Below are 20427 nucleotides of genomic sequence, written 5' to 3'. Positions count from 1 at the left end.
CAAACGGGAACGGACAATCGCGCCTGCCGGCTCCGGGGAGATTGGTCCGATCACAGTTGCCCGGGCGTGGTTGCCCGACCGAATGGGATCGGCCGTGCCGCGAGGGACAGAGCCATGGACCGCCGCCAACTGCTCTTTGTCATCGTTGTCAACGCCATGATCAGCCTGGCCATTGCCCTGGGTGTGGTCTGGGCCTTCGAAGCCCGACGGCCAGATCCAGAGGTGTTGGCCGCGCTCTATACCCCCCAGCCTACGCCCATTCTGGCGGCACCCGTCGGCCAGACGCCGCCCCCCCCGGCGGCGACCTCCATCCCCACGGCCCCAGCCCAGCAGGAAGCCACAGCGACGCCCCAGCCGGCCGAGGAGGAGATTTACATCGTGCAGGCCGGCGACAGCCTCCTGGCCATCGCCACCCGCTACAACGTCACCGTGGAGGAGATCGCCGAAGCCAACAACCTGACCAATCCAGATTTCGTCTTCTCCGGACAGCGGTTGGTGATCCCCGTGCGGCGCCAGGCCGAGGGCAGCAGCCCGGCGGAGGCCGCTGCGCCCACCCAGGGCGTGATCATCCAGGGCGTGGAGGGCGTGGGCAACCTGGAGGCCGAAGCGATTGTGATCGTGAATGAAAGCAACCTGGCCTTCAACCTGCAGGGGTGGCAGGTAGTTCGGGACGGCGGCCCCACCTACACCTTCGGAAACCTGCCCATCTTCCCAGGCGGCAGCGTCCGGCTCCACACAGCGGCCGGCGTGGACAGCAGCATCGACCTGTATTGGGGGCAGATCGCCGCGCTGTGGCAGCCGGGCATGGCCGTGCGCCTCCTCAACGCCCAGGGCACCGAGGTTCACCGCTATGTCATCCCGTAAAGCATCCCGGAGGTCCAGGCTATCGGAACAGGCAGGAGCATACGTTTATGGCCAATGATCAAGAATCCCGCGGCCAGCAGAGCCGCTCGGAACGGTCTCGCCGCCGAGACCGCCGCCGCTACCTCCGTCGCAAACGGCGGCGACGGGCCAACCAGGAAAAAGAAGCCAGCGGCGGTGGGCAGACAACCCCTCGCGCCGACGAGCGTACCCGCCAGGCTCGCCGGGCCCGACGGCGCCGGCAGCGGCAACGCCAGCTGCAGCAGGCCGAGGCGGAACAACGCCAGGAGTCCCAGGAGGCGAACGGGGAATACGAGGTGGTCAAAGCGGCCTTCATCTATACCCACGTCATCCGTCCTACCACCCGGGAGGCCTTCGACTTCCGCTCGGAGCCCTTTTCCAACATCGGGCGACGGCTGGAGGATTTCAAAATCGACCTCTCGCCCCTGTTTCCGGCTGAAGGGGACCCGGCGACTGAAGGTTCGCCCCCGGATGAAGGCCCTGTTGGCGACGAGACAAATCAATAAGCGAATGGGAGTGGATTGTGGCCCCTGTTGTGTCCATTGAACAGCTTCAGCATCATGTGGGTGAAACGGTCACCTTGCAGGGGTGGCTCTACCACAAAACCGGCAAAGGCCGGCTCTATTTCCTGCAGGTGCGGGATGGCACCGGCATCTGCCAGGCCGTGGTCTTCAAAGGCAACGTCAGCGAGGAAGCCTTCCAGGCCGCCCGGCAGTTGACCCAGGAGAGTAGCCTGATCGTCACCGGCGTGGTCAAAGCGGAACCGCGGGCGCCGGGCATCCCGGGCGGCTACGAAGTGGACGTCCAGGATCTGCAGGTGATCCAGATCGCCGAGCCCTATCCCATCACCCCCAAAGAGCACGGCATCGAGTTTCTGATGCAGCACCGGCACCTGTGGCTGCGCTCGTCCCGCCAGTGGGCGGCCATGCGGGTGCGGGCCACCGTTGTGCGCGCCATTCGCACCTGGCTGGACGACCACGGCTTCCTCAACGTGGATACGCCCATCCTCACGCCGGCCGCAGCCGAAGGCACCACCACCCTGTTCCAGGTCGATTACCACGGCGAGCCCGCCTACCTGGCCCAGACGGGCCAGCTCTACAACGAGGCCAACATCTTCGCCTTTGGCAAGGTCTACTGCTTCGGCCCCACCTTCCGGGCCGAAAAGAGCAAGACCCGCCGCCACCTCCAGGAATTTTGGATGGTGGAGCCGGAGATCGCCTTCTGTAACCTGGAGCAGCTCATGGAGGTCGCGGAGGAGTTTGTCAGCTACATCGTGCAGCGCTGCCTGGAGGAGCGGGGCCCGGAGCTGCGCGTCCTGGAGCGGGATCTGACCCACCTGCAGAGGGTGAGCCCGCCGTTTCCCCGGCTGCACTACGACGATGCCGTGGCCATGATCAACCGGGCAGCCGCCGCCGGTGAACTGGTGCCCGGCTATCCCGATCCGGTGCCGCCCATGGAGTGGGGGGACGACTTCGGCAGCCCCCACGAAACCTACCTGGCGGCCCAATTCGAGAAGCCGGTCTTCGTCCATCACTTCCCGACCCAGGCCAAGGCCTTCTACATGGAGCCGGAACCGGACCGCCCGGAAGTGTGCCGCAGTGTGGATCTGCTGGCGCCGGAGGGCTACGGCGAGATCATCGGCGGCAGTGAGCGCATGAGCGACCCGGACAAGCTGCTGGCCGCCATCCGCCAGCATCATCTGCCCGAAGAGGTGTACGGCTGGTACGTGGACCTGCGCCGCTATGGCTCGGTGGTGCACAGTGGGTTCGGCCTGGGGGTGGAGCGCACGGTGGCGTGGATCTGTGGCCTGGAACACGTGCGAGAGACCATCGCCTTCCCGCGCCTCTTGAACAACCTGCGCCCGTAGACGCGGCCTCTTCCCATGGTCTTTCTGGCCGTTCTCTTCTTTGCCGCGCTGCTCAGTTGGAGCCTCACCCCGGTGGCCGCCCGGGTGGGTCACCGCCTGGGCCTGGTGGACCGGCCCGGCGGCCGGCGCAGGCACCAGGGGGTCATCCCTCGCACCGGTGGCCTGGCCCTCTTTGGCAGCTTCTTCGTGACGGTCTTGCTGACCGTCCTGCTGCCCCACGTTTTGCCGCCGGCGTGGGCAGAGTGGTTTCCGCCCCGCCACGACCCCAACGAGGGACGTCGGCTGCTGGCCCTTCTGGCTGGCAGCCTCTTCTGCGTGGTTGCGGGATTTGTGGACGACCGGGTGGAATTCTCCAGCGGCCCCCAGTATGTCATTCAGGCAGTGGCCGGGGTCATCGCCATCGCCGGCCTGATCTTCATCAAGCATGTGAACAACCCCTTTGGCCAGGGGTTCCTCTTCGGGCCGGATGGCTTCCCATGGTGGATCGTCTGGCCGCTGACCCTCTTCTGGTTTATGGCCATGATGAACACCATCAACTGGCTGGACGGGCTGAACGGCCTGGCCACGGGGGTCACCGCCATTCTCTGCCTGGTGCTGGCGGTGCACATGATCTTTGCCGTGCAGCCCCCCCAGTTGAGCGTGGCGCTGCTGCCCCTGGCCCTGCTGGGAGCGGCCTTGGGCTTCCTGCCCCACAACTTTGCCCCCGCCCGCATCTTCATGGGCAGCAGCGGCAGCTATTTTTTGGGCTTTGCCGTGGCCGCCCTGGGTATCATTGGCGGTGCCCGGCTGGCTACGGTGATGTTGGTGCTGGGCCTGCCGGCCCTGGACGTGGCCTGGCTCATCGTCAGCCGCTGGCGCCGGGGGCTGTCGCCTGGCCAGGGTGGACGGGATCACCTCCACTTCCGGCTGCTGGATTTGGGCTTCAGCGAACGGGCCATTGTGATGGGCTACTGGGCATTCTGTGCCTTCTTCGGCCTGTTGACCCTGGTGCTGGATGACCGGCTGTACAAACTGGTCGCTTTGCTGGCATTGGGTGCCCTGGCCCTGGCCGTGCTGGTCTGGGCCAGCCGAACCGACAGACAGGAACAGAGAACATGACCAAAATTCTGGCCATTGAAACAAGCTGTGATGAGACTGCGGCGGCCGTGGTGGTGGATGGCCGCCAGGCATTGAGCAATGTGGTCGCCACCCAGATCGAGCTCCACCGGCGTTTCGGCGGCGTCTTCCCAGAGGTGGCCAGCCGCCAACATGTGCTGGCCATCCAGACGGTGATCCAGCAGGCCCTGGAACAGGCCGGGGTGCCCCATGTGAGCGCGCTGGACGCCATCGCGGTGACCCATGGCCCGGGATTGGCTGGCAGCCTGCTGGTGGGTGTCAACACCGCCAAGGGGCTGGCCTTCGCCAGCGGATTACCGCTGCTGCCGGTGAATCACCTGGAGGGGCACATCTACAGCAACTGGGTGGCCCTGCCCGGCCAGACGGGCGAAGTGCCGGAGCCCATCTTCCCTGTGGTCGTCCTGATCGTCTCCGGTGGCCATACCGAGCTCATCCTGATGCATGGCCACGGCCGGTACCGCCAGCTGGGCAGCACCCTGGACGACGCCGCGGGCGAGGCCTTCGACAAGGTGGCCCGGCTCCTGGGGCTGGGCTTCCCCGGCGGCCCGGCCATCCAGCGGGCGGCCCAGCAGGGAGATGCCACCCGCTTTGACCTGCCCCGTCCCCTCATGCAACAGGAAGAGCATCGTTTCAACTTCAGCTTCTCTGGGCTAAAGACGGCCGTGCTCAACCTGACCCGGCAACTGGAGGCCGAAGGAGTGAATCCCCAGGATCCAGAGACGGCGGCCCACATTGCAGCTTCGTTTCAGGAGGTGGTGGCAGAGGTGTTGGTATCCAAGACCCTGGATGCCGCGCTCACCTACGGCGCGCGCCAGGTGTGTATCTGTGGCGGCGTCAGCGCCAACGCCCGGCTGCGGACGCTGGCCCAGGAGCGGTGTGCCCAGGCCGGGCTGCCCCTCTACATCCCGCCCCTGGCCCTGTGCACGGACAACGCCACCATGATCGGGGCTGCGGCCTACTACCGCTGGCAACAGGACCCGGCAGCCGTGGGCGACCTGGGCCTGGATGTCTTCGCGACCCTGCCCCTGCCCACCGAGTCCGATTGACCAGCCCGCTACGCCCGCAGGGAGCTGGTCACCCCATCGGTGGGCGGCTCGGGTCCATCCGAACGACTCTCATGCTGGGGGATGGGGCTGCCGGGGGCCTGGCGTGCCTGCACGTCGGGATGCTCTGGCCGCGGCTCCTCCACGGCTGTCAGCTCATCGCCCCGCACGGTCCGCCGATAGGTCACCGCGGTCCGACGGCGGGGTGGCGGTAACTCCTGGCCCAAGAACGGCGGGTAGTCCAGCAGCTTGGCGTGGATGTAGCTGCCCAACACCCGCAGGCTGGCAATGACCGGCGCTGCGAAGAACGCGCCCAGGACACCCGCCAGGTTGAAGCCGATGGCCACGCCGCAGATCACCACGATGGGATGCAGGTTCACCCCCTTGCCGATGATGCGGGGCACCAGGATGTTGTTCTCCGCCTGTTGGATCACAAAGTAGATGCCGATGGTAATGAGGGCGAAGCCAAAGTTGTTGATCCCATAGGCATCGAGGACGGTACTCCCCTGGATCAGGGCCACGATGACCGCGGGGATCATGGCCAGCACCGGCCCCAGGTTGGGGATCACCTCCATGGCGCCGGCCAGAATGGCCAGGATCAGTGCGCCGGGCATGCCGGCCAGGGTCAGGGCCAGCCAGGTGGTCATCCCCACCGTCACGCTCAGGATGATCTGTCCCCGGAAGAAAGCCTGCCAGATGTAGCCCATCCGCCGGAGAAGGTCGATCCATTCCGACTGGTATGAGCGGGGGAAGAGGCCCTCCACATACTCCCGAATCAGGGGAGCATCCTTGGTAAGGTAAAGGCTCAGGAAGAAGACCACCAGGAAGGTGATCAGGAACTGGACGATCCCCCCCACGACGCTGACGCCGATGGCTGCCGTGCTGCTGACCACGTTGGTGGCCGTGCTGATGAGCTGCTGGAAATAGCTGAGGATTTCGGCCAGGGTGGGGATGAAGGTGAAGTTTTGAATGCCGGCCTCAAACTGCTGGGTGACCCCATCCAGGGGCACCTCGAAGCCCAAGATCTCCACCGTGTCCGGCAGGCTGTTGAAGGTCCGGGTGAGCCAACTCAGGAAGCTGACCGCCGTGCTGGGCACGTCGAAGTTCAGGGAGGCCAGCTGCTGGAGCAGGATGGGCGCCAGCAGTATCGGCGTCAGGATGACCGCGACCAGGCCCAGCAAAAAGAGGATAACGGTGCTGACGCTGCGCGGGATGCGCAGGCGCTCCAACAGGTCGACGATGGGGTTGAGGAGATAGGCGACCACGCCGGCGATGACCAGCATGGGCAACACCGGCCGGCTGATCCAGAAGATGCCGACCATGGCCACCAGCAGGATGACCACCACTGTGCGCTTGGTGGCTGCGTCCCAGGATGAACTGGCCGCATAGGTAGTCACCTCCGGCGGGGCCGGGTATGCAGGAACAGATGCCTGGTGGCGGGCCTGCCCGGCCTCGACCGGCACCGATTCCTTCGACTCAGGGTTGTTGTTCATAGTTCACCCAATGAACCAACCTGCACCGTAAATTGCCCCGCAAATCGCCCCGCCTGGCCTTCAGCGGCGGCCGTCCTTGGGGCGGGGCCGGCCGGCTGAACTGCCGACCTTCCAATACTAAAACCCGATCCCGGGGGTGAGGTCGCGCCTCAACGCCGCAGGCGCTTGCTCAGGGCCTTGCGCGCCTGGGTGAAGGGCAGCCCCTCCTGCAGGGCAAACTGCTGAAACAGGGCATAGAAACGCTGGCGATCTTCCTGGCTGATGACGGCCAGGGCATCGGCCGTCTCGATGACGTAGGGATAGCCGGTGCCCACCACGCACTGGGCTCGCACCAGGTCCACCACCTCTTCAGCCAGGCCGGCCTCCAACACCCAAGCCGGCACTTCCACCCGCGCCGGAGGGCGTTCCCCGGCCAATCGGACATAGGTAAACGCCACCTGGTTGTAAAAGTCGGCATCGCCGTGCTGGCTGAGGGGATCGTCCCGGGCACAGAGGAAAAAGGGGGTGCGATCCCCCCAGCCCGGTAGCAGGTCATCCACCAGCCCCGCATCGCTCCAGGCCACGCTGTCAGGCCTGCCCGAGAGGACCTCCAGCAGGGTGACCAGGTCCCGGCTGTAGGAGCTATCCACAAAACCTATCACCGGGATGGCATACCGCTGGGAACAGGCCAACAGATCCCGCACGGCCCGGACGTAGGGCCGGCGGCGCTCCGGGCGCATCTGGCCGGCGAAGCTGATGATCAGGGAACCGTCAAAGAAGGCAGCCGGCAGGCGGGAGGCCGGCGTGGTCGCCAACGCTTCCAGCAACTGACAATGCTTCTCACATTCCCGCACGAAACGCAACTGGTTCACCCGCCAGTCGGGAAAGCCCCGGTCTGTGTCGTCGTCCGTGGGGGCCTCGCCCAGCTCCTGGGGCGCCAGGATTTCAAACGCCACATCTTTGACGTATCTTCCGCCTGGGGTGTGATAGTTGATAAACCAGCCCACCTGGACGGCGCCCACGGGGATGGAAAAGTCCTTGGTCGGGGTGATCTGGCTGCCGTCGACGGCGAAGACCGGCCGCTCCTGGAGCACATCCAGGGCCCAGGAACGGGCCTCCTGGTGGTTCTGCCAATGGCAGGAGAAGGCCAGACGCAGGCCTTGGGCCTGATCCAACTCGGCCGTGGGGAGGGCACCGGGCCGCTCGACGCCCATCTGGACCAGCCTGTCGCGGATGATCTGGCTGTCGGCCTGCTGCAGATAGGCCAGCTGCTGCGCCAGCCAGGTCTGCTGCGCCCGATGGTCCACGGCAAAATCCCGAAACCGATCCCGCTTCTCTTCCAAAGCGGCAATTACTTTTTCTCGGTGAATCACGTCTACACTTGATGAATGGCATCCGAACGACGGCAGTCGGCAGTCATACTCCCTTTCATTATATCACAGGCCGCCCGCGGGGCATGGCAGGCAACACGGTCACACGGCAGGGAATCGGGTGCGCCCATTGTCCGGGTAGCGGGTCCGTGATACACTCTCAAGCGTTCACGATTTTGACGCGGAGTCGGCATCCTGCCCTGAAAAAGGACGCAGATGAACGCAGATTCATCTCTTTTCATTCCCCGCGGCGCAATAGGTCGCTCTGTATGAGACCGTGGCCAGCCTTGGGCCGATGATTGAAATCATCGGCTGGCACACCCCAAGTGCGTTAAAACGCACTCCACGGGTCGGATGGTACCCGGCTTGACTCTGTCCGTTTTGAACGGATTTTCTGCCACGGCCAGGCGGGACGGAAGCGCATCTGAGGATGTTTACGTCGCCAATGGGCAACAATCAGGAAGTACTGACGTTGACATGCCCGGTAATGCGCCCGGGGACAGGAAAAATGGCCCAACCGAAGGGTGAAAGGATTTGGGAATGAGAACAGAACGGCGGCGCTTGAGAACAGACCCGGCACCTGAACAGGCCCAGGCCATCCGATGGGGCCGACGCCTGCTGATCCCCTTGCTGTGGGCCCTGGTGCTGGTGTTAACCCTGCCGGGAAGCGCAGCCGCGGAGATTGCATTGGACGGCAATCTGACGGAACCGGACTGGCAACTCCTGGGGACGAGCCAGGGCGGGCCGGACTCCAGCTTCGGCACAGGAAACGAGATCAACGGTCTCTATGCGAAGATAGTCGGGGACTCCCTGTACCTGGGCGTGGCCGGCGCCATCCAGAGCGGCAACCGCATTCTGCTCTTCATTGACTCCCGCAGCGGGGGCTATCCCAACACCGATTTCGGCCGGGACGGCAGCCCTCCCCCGGCCATCCAGAACCTCAACCCCAACATTCTTTTTGACGCTGGCTTCCTGCCGGACTACGTGCTGGCCATCGGCACGGATGGGCTGGGCAACTACTTCTGGGATCTCTACACCCTCTCGGGCAGTTTTGGCAGTGGCGGCGGCCCCAATACGCCCCTGGGCAACCAGACTGCGGGCAATTTGGGCGCCAACCCGGCCAGCGGCAACCAGACCCGAGGCTTTGAAGCCAGGCTCAACTACAGCCAGACGGGCGTCGGCGTCCACCTGGCCTTTGACCAACCCGCCATCCAACTCTTTGCCATGCTGGTCCGGGACTACCCCGACATCGGCGACACCTACAGCACGGTCAGCAACCAGTTCATCACCCACGCCAACGCAGGCGAAGTGTTCGACTATGGCAGCGGCATCCTCAACTTCGACCTGTTGGCGCCCGGCCCCGTTACCTTCGCCAATCTGTTGGTGGTCAACGAGGTGGCCTACTTCCAGCCCGGCCCAGATGACACCGAGTTCATCGAGCTGAAGAACATCACCAACCGGGACGTCAACCTGGACCCCTACACGGTCCAACTGGTGGATGGCACCGGCGGTGGCGCCATCGTCTACCAGACCATCGACCTGCCCAACGTCACCCTGGGGCCAGGCCAGTACTACGTCATCTGTGCCAGCCAGGCGGATGTGCCAAACTGTGACCTGGATCCCACCACCCAGGACGACCTGATGGTCAACGTGGTGCCGGCAGCGGTGGCCGTGGCCTACGGAGTGAACGTGGTGGATGCCGTCAGCTTTGGGGGCAACAGTGCTCCCCCCTACACCGAGGGGACCGGCATCCAGCCTGCCGCCGCGCAACTGGTGGCAGGGAGCGGCATTTCCCGCTACCCGGATGGCGTGGACATCAACCGCAACAGCATCGACTTCAGCGTGCGCTGCACCACGCCGGGCCAGGCCAATACAGACGCCAGCAGCAACTGCATCACCCTGCCGCCAGGACAAACAGCGCCCACGGCCACGCCAACCTCACCCACGCCGGGCGCGACTCCCTCACCTCCCGAAGGTTGTGTCAACATCTTGGTCAACGGAGACTTTGAACGGGACGGAAGCTGGATCTTCGGCCGGGATCCCATCCCGGCCCAGTACAGCGGCGCCCAGAAGCACGGCGGCCTGCGCTCCATGCAACTGGGCAACCCCCGGGATGTGGGCACCCAGGACCGGGTCAGCTATTCGTCCATCCGCCAGCTGGTGCGCATTCCCGGCAACGCCCTCACCGCGGAGCTCCGCTGGTGGCACCTCTACAAGACGGAAGAAGCCACCGACGACAACCCCACCGCCCAAAGTGATCGCCAGGAGGTTATCCTGCTCACGCCCCACGGGCGAACCCTGCGTATCCTGCACCGGGTCCGCCACAATGAGAGCGGCTGGGGGGAAGAAGTGAAGGACCTGACCGCCTATCGGGGGCAGAGCTTCTACGTCTATTTCAACGTCTTCAACGACAGCAACTCCTCCCGAACCTGGATGTATCTGGACGACGTCTCTCTGATTGTCTGCTACCCGGAGGCAACGGCCACGTCGGAGCCCCCGAGCAGCGCCATGGCAGCGCCCCAGCCTCCCGCGCCGACTGAGACACCGTCCCCCACGCCATCCCCTACGGCCACATCCACAGAGACGCCCACGGAAACGCCCGAGACGCCGGCAGCCGCCCTCCTGCCCCCGCCCCTGGAAACGCCCACCCCCGCCGCGCCGGCGTCCGTCCTTGCCCTGGAACCCTGCGTGGAGCTGGTCAACAACGGCGGCTTCGAGGCAACCGGCGTGGGCTGGCGCATCATGCCCAGCGAGCGGCCGGCTGTCTTCACCGGAGAACGGACCTTCAACAATAGCCGCCAGGCCCTGCGTCTGGGGATCGTGGATCTGGAAAATGTGCGCAGCGTCAGCGCGGCGGATCAGGCGGTGGAGCTGCCCGCCCATGTCTCCGACATCTTCCTGGAGTTCCGCTACTTCCCTATGGTGGACGGGGATCCGGGACCCGGCGACCTCCAGTACGTGGACCTGTACGACGAGGCTACGGGCCAGTTCATCGACCGCATCCTGGGCGAGCAGTCCGACGCCCGAAGCTGGCTACAGGTGAAACACGAACTCACGCCTCTGGCGGGCCGCACCATCCGCCTTCTGCTGGCCGTCAACAACGACGGTATGGCCGGCCGCACGGCCATGTATGTGGACGACGTCTCCATCCGGGCCTGCAACTATGAGGACGAGGGGGCGGCCACCCCAACACCTGAAGCGCCCGCAGCAGCGGCTACGCCGGACGTCAACCTGGTCACCGCGCCGGCTCCGGCCCAGGCTCAGGAGATCCCGACGGATACGGCCGACCAGAATGAAGAGACACCTTCCACCAGCAGCTGGCTCCAGCGGCTGCGCCGGGTGGGCATCATGGTGGCCATTCCCGTGGTCATCGTGGTCATCCTCCTGCTGCTGGGCAACCGCAGGTCGGGCCAGGGGCAACGGCCATCCTGACCCATGACCCGCTTGTGATTTCGTGCCATCTCCGCTATAATAATTGTAGCGCTGTCTGTGGCGGCGCTATTTCTATGCGCGGAATCAGCGAACACACAAGCGGAGAAACCATGACGACCGGAAATCTTTGTGCAGACAAGGCCACAACGGCAGAGTGTACCACCGACGCCGGCCCGGCCCAGCGGTCCGCCCCCGCCAGGCCGGAGGTCGAGTGGACGGTCTACGGACCCCAAAGCACCCCGAACGGCTTTGATGCCCTTGCCGATGAGTGGAACAGCCTGCTCAAGCGCTCCCGCTTCGATACTATCTTCCTAACCCATGAATGGCAGACAACCTGGTGGAAACATCTGGGAGAAGGCGAACTCTGGATCATCGCCTTTCGGCGAACCAGCGACGGCCGGCTGGTGGGAATCGCCCCCCTCTACCTGACCGAGGTAACCGAGGGAGAGCTGGCCGGCAAGCGCAAGTTCAACTGGGTCGGCTGCATCGAAGTCAGCGATTACCTGGACATGATCGTGGCCAAAGGCTGGGAGGAAGCCGTCTATGCCGCCTTCCGGGATTGGCTCTACGGGGACGAAGCGCCGGCGTGGGATGTGCTGGACCTCTGTAACCTGCCCCAGGACAGCCTCACCTACCGAATCCTGCCCCCCCTTCTGGAGGAGACCGGCGACCAGGTCCTGGTCCTGAAGGAAGATGTGGCGCCCCAATTCGAGCTGCCCCTGCGCTACGAGACCTACCTCCAGGAGCTGGTGGACAAAAAACAACGCCATGAAATCCGCCGCAAGCAACGGCGGGCCGAGCGGGAAGCCGATGTGGGTTTTGTGATTGTTGGCCCCCAACACAACCTGACCGCGGAGGTGGACGACTTCGTGGCGCTGCAGCGGGCCAGCCGGGAGGACAAGGCCGAGTTCATGACGCCGGAGATGCGCCGCTTCTTCATGGCCATGGCGCAGACCATGTTCGACGCCGGCTATCTGCGCCTCTGCTACCTGACCCTGAACGGGGAAAAGGCCGCGGCCCTCTTCGCCTTCGAATACAACCGCCGCTTTCTCCTCTATAACTCCGGCTACGATCCCGATTCCTATGCCCACCTGAGCCCGGGCTGGGTGCTTCTGGCGTACTGCATCCAGTACGCCATCGCCTGTGGCTGCCGCCTGTTCGACTTCATGCAGGGCGACGAAGAGTACAAGTACCGTTTCGGCAGCCACGACTACGACGTCATGCGGATTCTTGTGTATCGACAGGAAGGCAATGACTAGCAGATCCTCCAACCCCAACGCCAACCGAGAACCAGATCCTCGCCAGGAGGCGGGTGGACCCGAGACTGCAGCCGGCAGCCAGGAGACACCCCCCTACGAGCCGCCCCCCCGGCGGCCTGCCTCCCAGCGAGAGAACGCCTTCAACTTGCTGGCCTGGCTGGCGGAGGGGGCCACGGGGGTGCTGGAAGAACTGCGCCACAACGATTTGGGCCTCTCGGAAGAGTTTTGGGTACACGCCTACGCGGCTCGCCGGGAGGCCCTGCTGGCCGCCCGGGCCCTCATCGACAGCCTGCTGGAAAAGACGGAAAAGCCCGTTCGGCAGGCCCAGGAACGGGCCGAACGCCGCCGGCGCCGGGGCGATATCCGCATCGACTTCTGACTGCTGGCACCAACACCTTGCGCAGCCATACGCCGCGCCCGCAAAGAAGACGGGCCTCCGTGTCCGCCCGACACCGCCAGCCCCGCCGCCCATTCCTCAGGCCGGGAGAAGGGAATCGGGCAGGGTGGCCGGTACCACCAGGGTCTCTTCCTGGCGATAGTAGACCTGGCCGGGACGACCGCCCGGCTGGCGGCTGACGAAGCGCCGTCGCGTCACCGCCACCGGCACCGCGCGCTCATCCCGGGCCCGGGAGAAGTAGGCCGCCACCCGGGCCGCTGCCTCCACCACCACCGGCGGCACCGGCCGGCCCTGGGAACGAATCACCACATGGGCGCCGGGCAGGTCCCGCACGTGGCACCACAGGTCGTCGGGATGGGAGAGGCGGAAGGTGACCGCGTCGTTTTGCCGGGCGTTGCGCCCCACCAGGATCTCCCAGCCGTCCCCGGTGCGCAGGCGCAAGGGGGCACCTTCCTGGCTTCTGGCGTGGGTACGCGGCTTCTTACCCCGGGCCGCCGCCAGCCCGGTGGCCCGCAACTCCTCCTGCACCGCGGCAATTGCCGGCTGATCCTCGGCCAGGGCCAGATCGGTCTCCAACTGATCCAGATAGGTCAGATCCGCCTCCAGGGCGGCCCGGCGCTGGGGAATGACCACCGCCGCCCGCTCCAGTTTGGCGGCCTGGCGAAACATGCGCTCGGCCTGGGCCACCGGCGAGAGATCGGGCCGCAGGGGGATGGACAATACCTCCTCCCCCAGATCCACATCCAGCCGATCCTGGCCGGGCTGGATCTGGCTGGCAAGGGCCAGGAGCCACTGGGCCTGGGTGCGCAGGGCCTCGGCTTCCCCCGGAGCCGGTTCATCGCCCTGCAGGGCCTCCAGCTGGCGCGTCAGCCGCTCCCGGGCCCGCCGCAGCTGGGCCGCCACCTCCCCCCGCAGGCCAGCGTAGGGATCTGGCGGCCTGTCCGCGCCGGGGCCGGCCAGGAAAAAGCGAGCCAACGCTTCACTCATGGAAGTCGTGGGCTGGAAGCGCCCCCGAAAATGCAGGTGGTAGGGCGCGAAGCCCCAGAGCTGGCCATCGTCGAATACCAGACCAGGTTCCCAACCGCCCTCCCGAACGGGGGCCCAGAGCGCCTGCAGGGCCTGGACCACGGCCAGGGGCTCGGCGTCCGTCGCGGCCGCGTCCGCCCGGCCACACGCGCGCCAGGCCACCTCTCGCGCCAGCGTCGGGCTCATGCCCGCCACGCCCGACACCAGCGTCCGCCACAACGGGCCAGGCTTCTGCACCAGCGCGGCCAGGCGCTGATAGTAGTCGGTCGAGCCGTCGTCCCAGGGCAGCAACCCCTCCTGGGGTGGCGGCTCCTGGTAGACATGGCCGGGCAAAAGCAGTCGCTGGGCCCGTTCGGATGGCGGCACCCGGACCAGACAGTCCCGAATCGTGCCTTCCCCATCCAGGAGGACCACGTTACTGCGCCGTCCCACCAGCTCCACCACCAGCGTGGAGGGGCCGTGCTCCGGATGCTCCAGCTCCAGGCAAGCCACCCGCTCGATGGGTGACCACTGGCGCACCTCCTGAATTCTGGCTCCCCGGGCGAATTTGCGCAACAGGAGGAGCAGGGGAGACGCCCCCTCTACGCCCCGGCGCAGCTTGAAGTCCACCAGGTGGAGGCGGCCCGTCGGCTCTCCGGTATGGCAGAGCAGGTAGTGCCGCGTCCGGTTGGCATAGATTTCCAGGCCCACCGCACGCTCATCGGGCATCACCACGTTCTGGATCCGCCCCTCCACCAACTGGCCGGTCAATTCCTGGACCACACAGGCCAGGGTCAACGCATCGAAGTGCAAGGCATCACTCCTCTAGAACAGACTTTCCGTGGCCTCCATCTTACCATGCCCCTGACTCCACTGCAGAAACCGCCGATTTCACAGATGAACACAGATTTTCCAGAGAAAGAATCCGTGTCACCTGTAGCTTTTTGTAGCAGAGCCCTGTCCGGCATAGGCGGGCGCAGCAAGCAGCGCCCCTGCAGCGGCGTCCGATGGGAGAATCCCGACGATCTTGAACCATACCCCGCCCGCCCCGCCACGTTGACAGCCCCGCCTGGAATGGCTAGAATGTAGCCACCGGGGGTCGGTGGCGGAACGGCAGACGCAACGGACTTAAAATCCGTCGGGGTAACCCGTGTGGGTTCGAATCCCACCCGACCTACTAGCTTTCTCCAGGCGCCCTGTCCGGACCAGATAAGGCAGGTCTCCGGCCCGCACCGACGGAAATGGGCGCCCCTCGCGTAGGCGCAGCTCGCAGCTGCGCATCCGTCGCCCTCCCTTCACCCGCCGGAAAGTGGCACCATCGGCCGGCTTCCAGCCGCCCCTCCGGCAAACCGGCACCCTTTCGTGGCTGACGACAGCGGGCGGGTCTCCGGCCCGCCGTGGATGGCTGTGAAATCCGTGGATCGGATTGGCCAAACCAGTGGTGAACGCTGCCCGCCCCAAAGCCCCCAAAACCACCCTTGACACCAGAACAGATGTTCTAGTATAATAGCGGACAGAATCACAAAGGTCAGGTCTGGCCGGCACTGGCAGTGCACCCCCGGCATTCCAGCCCCAACCCAGTCCACCCTCGGGTCGGGCATACAGGTCGGATCGTCTTCATTCTTTCAAGCCAGGAGAGCCACCATGAAACGGACCATTGTTTTCGGACTTTTCCTGCTGGTCGCCGTGGCAGGCTGGCGAATCGGCGGTACCCTCAATAGCGACGCCATCAGTATGGCCATCGGCGTCATTTTCGGCGTGCTGGCCGGCATTCCCACAGCGCTCCTGGTCCTGGCCGGGGAGCGGCGGCGGGCTGAGGCCGAGCGAAGCGTGGGGCCAAGTCGGGCCGGGGGGTCCGGCTACCCCTATCCCTACCACCAGCCGCCGCCGGTGATCGTGGTGACCGGAGCCCCCACCCAGCCACAGGCCCAATCCTTCGGCCCCCAGGGTCAGTTGATGCCCCCAGTTGAAACGCCGGGCACCACCCAGCGCCGGTACAAGGTGGTTGGTGAAACAGAAGAGTGGATCGACGAGTGGTAGCGGCCCCGCCCCGGGAGGAGCCGACTGTTCTTGGGTCAGGCTGCCATCCGTGGCGGGACTCCTCTTCGGGCACGCGGCCATGGAGTCTCCGAGGGCGAGGGACCGGTCGGACCCTGCGCCATGGCTTCACTCCTCGATGCGATAGACAGCCCCGCCCCGCAGGTCGGTCACGTAGAGCTCGCCGGCCTCGTCCTCGCCGAAGCTGCTGATGCCCAGGCCGCTCCGGGCCACCAGTTGGATCTGGGATTCGGCGTCTTGCTGATGTCGTAGCGCCCAGATTTCCCCGCTGCAATAGTCCCCGTAGAAGTAGAGCCCGGTCAGGCCGGGTTGGTCCTGGCCCCGGTAGACGTAGCCACCGGTGATGGAACAACGTCCCTGGTGGCCGTACTCCGCGATGGGCAGGGTCAGGCCGGCCGTGTCACACCCCGGCGACTGGAAGCAGTGAAGGCCTTCTGTGATGGGCCAGCCGAAGTTGAGCCCGCCGGCCAGTGGCGCCGGGACGAAGTTGATTTCCTCGTACTGGTTCTGCCCCACATCGGCAATCCACAGGTCTCCGGTCTCCCGGTCGAAGCTGTAGCGCCACGGGTTGCGGAGGCCAACGGCCCAGATTTCGGGACGGATGGTCCGGCCATCCCACGTGCCCTCGCGCCAGGGATTGTCCTCGGGAATGAGGTACGGCTGATCCGACGCTGTGGTTACGTCCAGGCGCAGCATCTTCCCCAGCAGGCTCTCCGGGTTTTGGGCATTGCCGAAGCGGTCGTTGGCTCCGCCGCCATCTCCGGTGCCGATCCACAGGTAGCCGTCGGGGCCGAAGGCCAGCATCCCGCCGTTGTGATTGCGGGCGGGCTGTGCCAGGGTCAGAATGACGAACTCGCTGTTCGGGTCGGCCTGGTCGGGCGTTTCAGGCGACGTCTGGTAGCGGGCGATCACCGTGTCGCCGGCCCGGTCGGTGTAGTTAACGTAGAAAAAGCCTGTGTCCGGATAATTGGGCGCGAAGGCCAGCCCCAGCAGCCCCTGCTCGCTGCCACTGCTGCCCACCCGGTCTTCGATGTTCAGGAAAACAACCGGATCCGCCTCTCCTGGCGCCCACAGGAGAATTCGGCCCGCCTTCTCCACGACGAAGATCCGGCCGCTGCCGTCACCGGCATGGGTGACGAAGAGTGGCTGGCGGAGTCCGCTGTAGACGGGCGTCAGCTGGATGCGCTCGGGTAGGGAGGCTTGGGCTGGGGAGGTGGTTGCCGCCGGAGGGCTGTCTGGCGTGGAGAGGGTCGGACTGGGGGGCGGCGCGCAACCGGCGACCACAAAGAGCAGGACGAGGCTGAGCCAAAACCAGACCGAAGGGTGGCTGGCCTGGTCTGGACGGCGATGCGTGATGGTTGACACGGGTGAAATCCTCCTTTGGGCGCGATTGTCGGGATGACCGCTCTGGTGTACACTGGCCCCATTGTTCCAGCATGGTGGTCTGGGCTCTGTAAGCTGGGTCCAGTTTGGGGCCAGCAAGCTACGGGAGCAAAATTCCGTCCCCAATGATGGGTTGGCTCACAGTACCGGACGCCGGCATGTGTTAGAAATACCGGCGTGATGGGCGCCCGATAGCCTCGTTCAAGTTTGTCCCGATCAGATCAAGGAGGTTAGATGCATAACGAAATGGTGGTGATTGCCGGTGTATTGGCCGTGGGTATTATCTGCCAGTGGCTGGCCTGGCGAGTGAAGCTACCGGCTATTTTGCCCCTGTTGGCCGCCGGTTTTCTGGCCGGCCCGGTGTTGGGCTGGCTACATCCCCAGGACTCATTGGGAAATCTCTTCTTCCCGTTGGTCTCCCTCTCGGTGGCGGTTATTCTGTTCGAGGGCGCGCTGACGCTCACCTGGCGAGAAGTACGCTCGGTAGCCACCATCGTGCGCAATCTGCTGACCCTGGGTTCGTTGATCAGCTGGTTTGGCGGCGCGATCGGGGCACATTACCTGATGGGCATCTCCTGGCCCCTCTCCTTCCTGTTCGGGGCGCTCATCATCGTGACTGGGCCCACGGTCATTGCGCCCTTGTTGCGCAATGTGCGCCCCACGGCCAACATTGCTTCTGTGTTGAAGTGGGAAGGGATCCTTATCGACCCCATCGGGGCCCTGGTGGCCGTGCTGGTCTTCGAGTTCATCGCGGCTGGGGTGGGCGCCCGCTGGGAGTGGAGCCTGGGTGGATTTATCCGCATTGTGGCGGTGGGCTCCGGCTTCGGGCTGGTGGGCGGCTACATCCTCTACGAGCTGCTCCGCCGCTTTCTGATTCCGGACTATCTGCGGGATGTGGCTACCCTGGCCATCGTCACCTGCGTCTTTGCTTTTTCCAGTGCCCTGGCCAGCGAGTCCGGCCTGCTGGCCGTCACCGTGATGGGCGTCCTGCTGGCCAACACCGACCTGCGGCAGCTGCGGGAAATCTGGTACTTCAAAGAAAAGCTGAGCGTGCTGCTGATCTCCACCCTCTTCATCCTCCTGGCAGCCAACATCACCATGGACGACCTGCGCCTGTTGGACTGGCGCAGCCTGGTCTTGCTGGCGGTGATCATCCTGGTGCTGAGGCCGTTGGCGGTCCAGCTCAGCGCCATCGGCAGCCCACTGCAGCGCAACGAACGGCTCTTCCTCTCCTGGATCGCGCCACGCGGCATCGTGGCGGCGGCGGTCTCCTCCCTCTTCGCCTTTGAACTGGTGGAGATGGGATACGCAGAAGCCCGCATCCTCAGCCCCCTCACCTTCCTGGTCATCGTGGGCACGGTGGTGTTACAGGGGAGCACGGCCAAATGGCTGGCCCAGCGCCTTCACGTCAGCGAGGCCGATCCCCAGGGCTTCCTGTTCATGGGGGCCAATCCCCTGGCCCAGGAGCTGGCCCTGGCCTTGCAGAAGGCCGGTTTCGTGGTGCGCCTGATCGACGCCAATCTCAGCAGCGTGGTGGAAGCCCGGCTGCGGGGGCTGAACGCCTCCCAAGGCAATCTGTTATCCGAGTTTGTGGAAACTCACCTGGACCTGGCTGGCATTGGCCGCCTGCTGGCCCTGACCAACAACGATGAAGCCAATGCCCTGGCATGCAAACACTTTGAGGATGAGTTCGGATCATCCGAGGTCTACCAGTTGCCTCCGCAGCTACCGGCCGGCCAAAACACCAACCTGAACCGGTTCCAGCTGGGTCGGCTCCTCTTCTCGCGCGATGCAACCTTCAACCGCCTGACAGAGATGCTGAACTCCGGCGCCATCATCAAGATGACGCCCCTGACTGAGCAATTTACCTTTCAGGAATTCCGCAAACAGTACCAGGCCCAGGACTTCCTGCTGCTTATGGCCATCCAGGGCAAGCGGGTCCTCATCTCTACGGTAGACGCGCCCCTGGAACCCGAACCGGGCTGGACCCTCATCACCCTGGTGCGGGAAAAGGATAGCCCCCAGGACGCGGCCGGCCTGGCCCCCACCCTGGAGGAGACGCCACCCCAGCACGCCTGATGCCTCTCACGTGGTGCGTGGTGCGTAGACGAATATACGCACCACGTACCATCTCTACCCGTAGTCGATTACCAGCGCTCAGCTGGTGCCGGCGAATCCTCGACGGTGGACGCCCCTTGCCGGGCAAATTCCCAGCCCAAGATGGCCTTCTTGCGGGTGCTGCCCCAGCGATAATCGGCAATCAACCCGCTCTGACGGATGACCCGGTGACAGGGAATCAAATAGGCGATGGGATTGGCGGCCACCGCGCTGCCCACAGCCCGGGCTGCCCGGGGCTGGCCGATGGCCCGGGCCAGCGTACCGTAGGTGGTGACCTGGCCGGCGGGAATCCGCAGCAGGGCTTCCCACACCTTGATCTGAAAGTTGGTCCCCCGCACCAGCAGATTGACGGAACGGGGACCGCCCGTAGGTCCAGGCGGGAAGATCTGGTCGGCCAGGGGCTGTGTGCGCGCCGCATCTTCCACGATGCGTGCTTCCGGCCACCGGCGCTGGAGCTCGGCCAGGGCCTCTGCCCAGCCGCCCTCTCCCAGGAAGAAGAGGCCACAGATGCCCCGCTCCGTCACGGCCAGCAGACACTCGCCGAAAGGCGTGTCGTGGCGGCCACAGGCGATGGACAGACCCGCGCCCCGGGCTTTGAACTCGCCCGGCGTCACCGCTTCCACCGAGACCAGCAGGTCATGGAGACGGCCGGGCCCCGATAGCCCGGCCCCATATGCGGCGTCCAGCACGCTGTGGGATTCCGCCAGCAGGCGTTTGGCGTGTTCCGCGGTCAGAAACTGGAGGAAGCGCTTGGGGCTGATGCCGGCCCAGCGCTTGAAGATCCGCTGGAGGTGAAATGGACTCAGATGCAGGTGCGCCGCCACTTCCTCCAGGCTGGGCTGCTCCTGTTGGTGCGCCTCCAGGTAGCGAATCGCAGCCGCCACCCGTTCATAGTCAGCACGTTGGGTTGTATCCACCACGTTTCCACACTCCGTTACAGCCTGATCACGCTGCTCCTCTGCGGGTACCAATCCTGGGTATCCACATACCCGAATAGACACCTCCATTGTAAACCCACTGCCCCG

Annotated in this window: 15 protein-coding genes and 1 tRNA gene; 11 read left to right on the top strand and 5 right to left on the bottom strand. The window is 65.1% G+C overall.

The window, feature by feature from the left end; all coding sequences use genetic code 11:
- Window positions 1–114: 114 nt before the first annotated feature.
- Genes FKZ61_RS14795 through tsaD form a run of 5 tightly spaced genes read left to right on the top strand, consistent with a single transcriptional unit; the run spans window position 115 to window position 4911 of the window.
- Window positions 115–864 carry a LysM peptidoglycan-binding domain-containing protein gene (locus FKZ61_RS14795; RefSeq protein ID WP_141610904.1) on the top strand — a complete coding sequence of 250 codons (750 nt, stop codon included), beginning with the start codon at window positions 115–117 and terminating at the stop codon, window positions 862–864.
- Window positions 865–911: 47 nt separating this feature from the next.
- The gene (locus FKZ61_RS14790; RefSeq protein ID WP_141610903.1) at window positions 912–1388 is read left to right on the top strand and encodes a hypothetical protein; all 477 of its coding nucleotides are present in this window, start codon (window positions 912–914) and stop codon (window positions 1386–1388) included.
- A 17-nt stretch (window positions 1389–1405) separates the two neighbouring features.
- Entirely contained in the window at window positions 1406–2749 is a 1344-nt protein-coding gene (gene asnS, locus FKZ61_RS14785; RefSeq protein ID WP_170199769.1) for an asparagine--tRNA ligase, read from the top strand.
- A 15-nt stretch (window positions 2750–2764) separates the two neighbouring features.
- Window positions 2765–3847: a glycosyltransferase family 4 protein gene (locus FKZ61_RS14780; protein WP_141610901.1), complete on the top strand. Its 1083-nt coding sequence runs from the start codon at window positions 2765–2767 to the stop codon at window positions 3845–3847.
- Entirely contained in the window at window positions 3844–4911 is a 1068-nt protein-coding gene (gene tsaD, locus FKZ61_RS14775) for a tRNA (adenosine(37)-N6)-threonylcarbamoyltransferase complex transferase subunit TsaD (protein WP_141610900.1), read from the top strand. The genes FKZ61_RS14780 and tsaD overlap by 4 nt, the downstream gene beginning before the upstream one ends.
- Window positions 4912–4919: 8 nt before the next feature.
- On the opposite strand, the gene FKZ61_RS14770 is transcribed toward tsaD, so the two are convergent.
- On the bottom strand, window positions 4920–6401 hold the full coding sequence (locus FKZ61_RS14770) for an AI-2E family transporter (protein ID WP_141610899.1): 1482 nt from the start codon (window positions 6399–6401) through the stop codon (window positions 4920–4922).
- 149 nt (window positions 6402–6550) lie between these two features.
- Window positions 6551–7687, bottom strand: coding sequence for a DNA double-strand break repair nuclease NurA (locus FKZ61_RS14765; protein ID WP_170199767.1), 1137 nt, complete (start codon window positions 7685–7687; stop codon window positions 6551–6553).
- Between the two features lie 603 nt (window positions 7688–8290).
- On the opposite strand from FKZ61_RS14765, the gene FKZ61_RS14760 reads away from it, so the two are divergent.
- From FKZ61_RS14760 to FKZ61_RS14750, 3 genes are all read left to right on the top strand, one after another.
- Window positions 8291–11182 (top strand): lamin tail domain-containing protein, encoded by a 2892-nt coding sequence (locus FKZ61_RS14760; RefSeq protein ID WP_141610897.1) that lies wholly within the window; start codon window positions 8291–8293, stop codon window positions 11180–11182.
- Between the two features lie 110 nt (window positions 11183–11292).
- Window positions 11293–12441: a GNAT family N-acetyltransferase gene (locus FKZ61_RS14755; protein WP_141610896.1), complete on the top strand. Its 1149-nt coding sequence runs from the start codon at window positions 11293–11295 to the stop codon at window positions 12439–12441.
- Window positions 12434–12820 carry a hypothetical protein gene (locus FKZ61_RS14750; RefSeq protein ID WP_141610895.1) on the top strand — a complete coding sequence of 129 codons (387 nt, stop codon included), beginning with the start codon at window positions 12434–12436 and terminating at the stop codon, window positions 12818–12820. The genes FKZ61_RS14755 and FKZ61_RS14750 overlap by 8 nt, the downstream gene beginning before the upstream one ends.
- A gap of 96 nt (window positions 12821–12916) precedes the next feature.
- Here the strand turns inward: FKZ61_RS14750 and FKZ61_RS14745 are convergent, their stop codons facing one another.
- On the bottom strand, window positions 12917–14656 hold the full coding sequence (locus FKZ61_RS14745; RefSeq protein WP_141610894.1) for an Rqc2 family fibronectin-binding protein: 1740 nt from the start codon (window positions 14654–14656) through the stop codon (window positions 12917–12919).
- Between the two features lie 283 nt (window positions 14657–14939).
- Between FKZ61_RS14745 and FKZ61_RS14740 the strand changes: the two genes are divergently transcribed.
- A tRNA-Leu gene (locus FKZ61_RS14740) sits at window positions 14940–15020 on the top strand.
- Window positions 15021–15487: 467 nt separating this feature from the next.
- A complete protein-coding gene (locus tag FKZ61_RS14735; RefSeq protein ID WP_141610893.1) occupies window positions 15488–15883 on the top strand; it encodes a hypothetical protein in 396 nt (131 codons plus the stop codon).
- A gap of 126 nt (window positions 15884–16009) precedes the next feature.
- On the opposite strand, the gene FKZ61_RS14730 is transcribed toward FKZ61_RS14735, so the two are convergent.
- Complete coding sequence (locus FKZ61_RS14730; protein ID WP_211358574.1) at window positions 16010–17266, bottom strand: PQQ-dependent sugar dehydrogenase; 1257 nt, start codon at window positions 17264–17266, stop codon at window positions 16010–16012.
- A gap of 252 nt (window positions 17267–17518) precedes the next feature.
- Here FKZ61_RS14730 and FKZ61_RS14725 point away from each other — a divergent pair, with 252 nt between their 5' ends.
- Window positions 17519–19363: a cation:proton antiporter gene (locus tag FKZ61_RS14725; RefSeq protein ID WP_141610892.1), complete on the top strand. Its 1845-nt coding sequence runs from the start codon at window positions 17519–17521 to the stop codon at window positions 19361–19363.
- 68 nt (window positions 19364–19431) lie between these two features.
- On the opposite strand, the gene FKZ61_RS14720 is transcribed toward FKZ61_RS14725, so the two are convergent.
- Window positions 19432–20319: a bifunctional transcriptional activator/DNA repair enzyme AdaA gene (locus FKZ61_RS14720; RefSeq protein ID WP_211358573.1), complete on the bottom strand. Its 888-nt coding sequence runs from the start codon at window positions 20317–20319 to the stop codon at window positions 19432–19434.
- Between the last annotated feature and the right edge of the window lie 108 nt (window positions 20320–20427).

The sequence above is a fragment of the Litorilinea aerophila genome (assembly GCF_006569185.2).
Taxonomy (GTDB): Bacteria; Chloroflexota; Anaerolineae; order Caldilineales; family Caldilineaceae; genus Litorilinea; species Litorilinea aerophila.
Note: the sequence above shows the minus strand (reverse complement) of the source record. Positions and strands in the feature narration are given on the sequence as shown.

Excerpts from the sequence above, each read along its gene's own strand:
- FKZ61_RS14795 (WP_141610904.1), top strand. The coding sequence starts at position 115 with ATGGACCGCCGCCAACTGCTCTTTGTCATCGTTGTCAACGCCATGATC.
- FKZ61_RS14790 (WP_141610903.1), top strand. The coding sequence starts at position 912 with ATGGCCAATGATCAAGAATCCCGCGGCCAGCAGAGCCGCTCGGAACGG.
- FKZ61_RS14780 (WP_141610901.1), top strand. The coding sequence starts at position 2,765 with ATGGTCTTTCTGGCCGTTCTCTTCTTTGCCGCGCTGCTCAGTTGGAGC.
- tsaD (WP_141610900.1), top strand. The coding sequence starts at position 3,844 with ATGACCAAAATTCTGGCCATTGAAACAAGCTGTGATGAGACTGCGGCG.
- FKZ61_RS14770 (WP_141610899.1), bottom strand. The coding sequence starts at position 6,401 with ATGAACAACAACCCTGAGTCGAAGGAATCGGTGCCGGTCGAGGCCGGG.
- FKZ61_RS14760 (WP_141610897.1), top strand. The coding sequence starts at position 8,291 with ATGAGAACAGAACGGCGGCGCTTGAGAACAGACCCGGCACCTGAACAG.
- FKZ61_RS14755 (WP_141610896.1), top strand. The coding sequence starts at position 11,293 with ATGACGACCGGAAATCTTTGTGCAGACAAGGCCACAACGGCAGAGTGT.
- FKZ61_RS14750 (WP_141610895.1), top strand. The coding sequence starts at position 12,434 with ATGACTAGCAGATCCTCCAACCCCAACGCCAACCGAGAACCAGATCCT.
- FKZ61_RS14735 (WP_141610893.1), top strand. The coding sequence starts at position 15,488 with ATGAAACGGACCATTGTTTTCGGACTTTTCCTGCTGGTCGCCGTGGCA.
- FKZ61_RS14725 (WP_141610892.1), top strand. The coding sequence starts at position 17,519 with ATGCATAACGAAATGGTGGTGATTGCCGGTGTATTGGCCGTGGGTATT.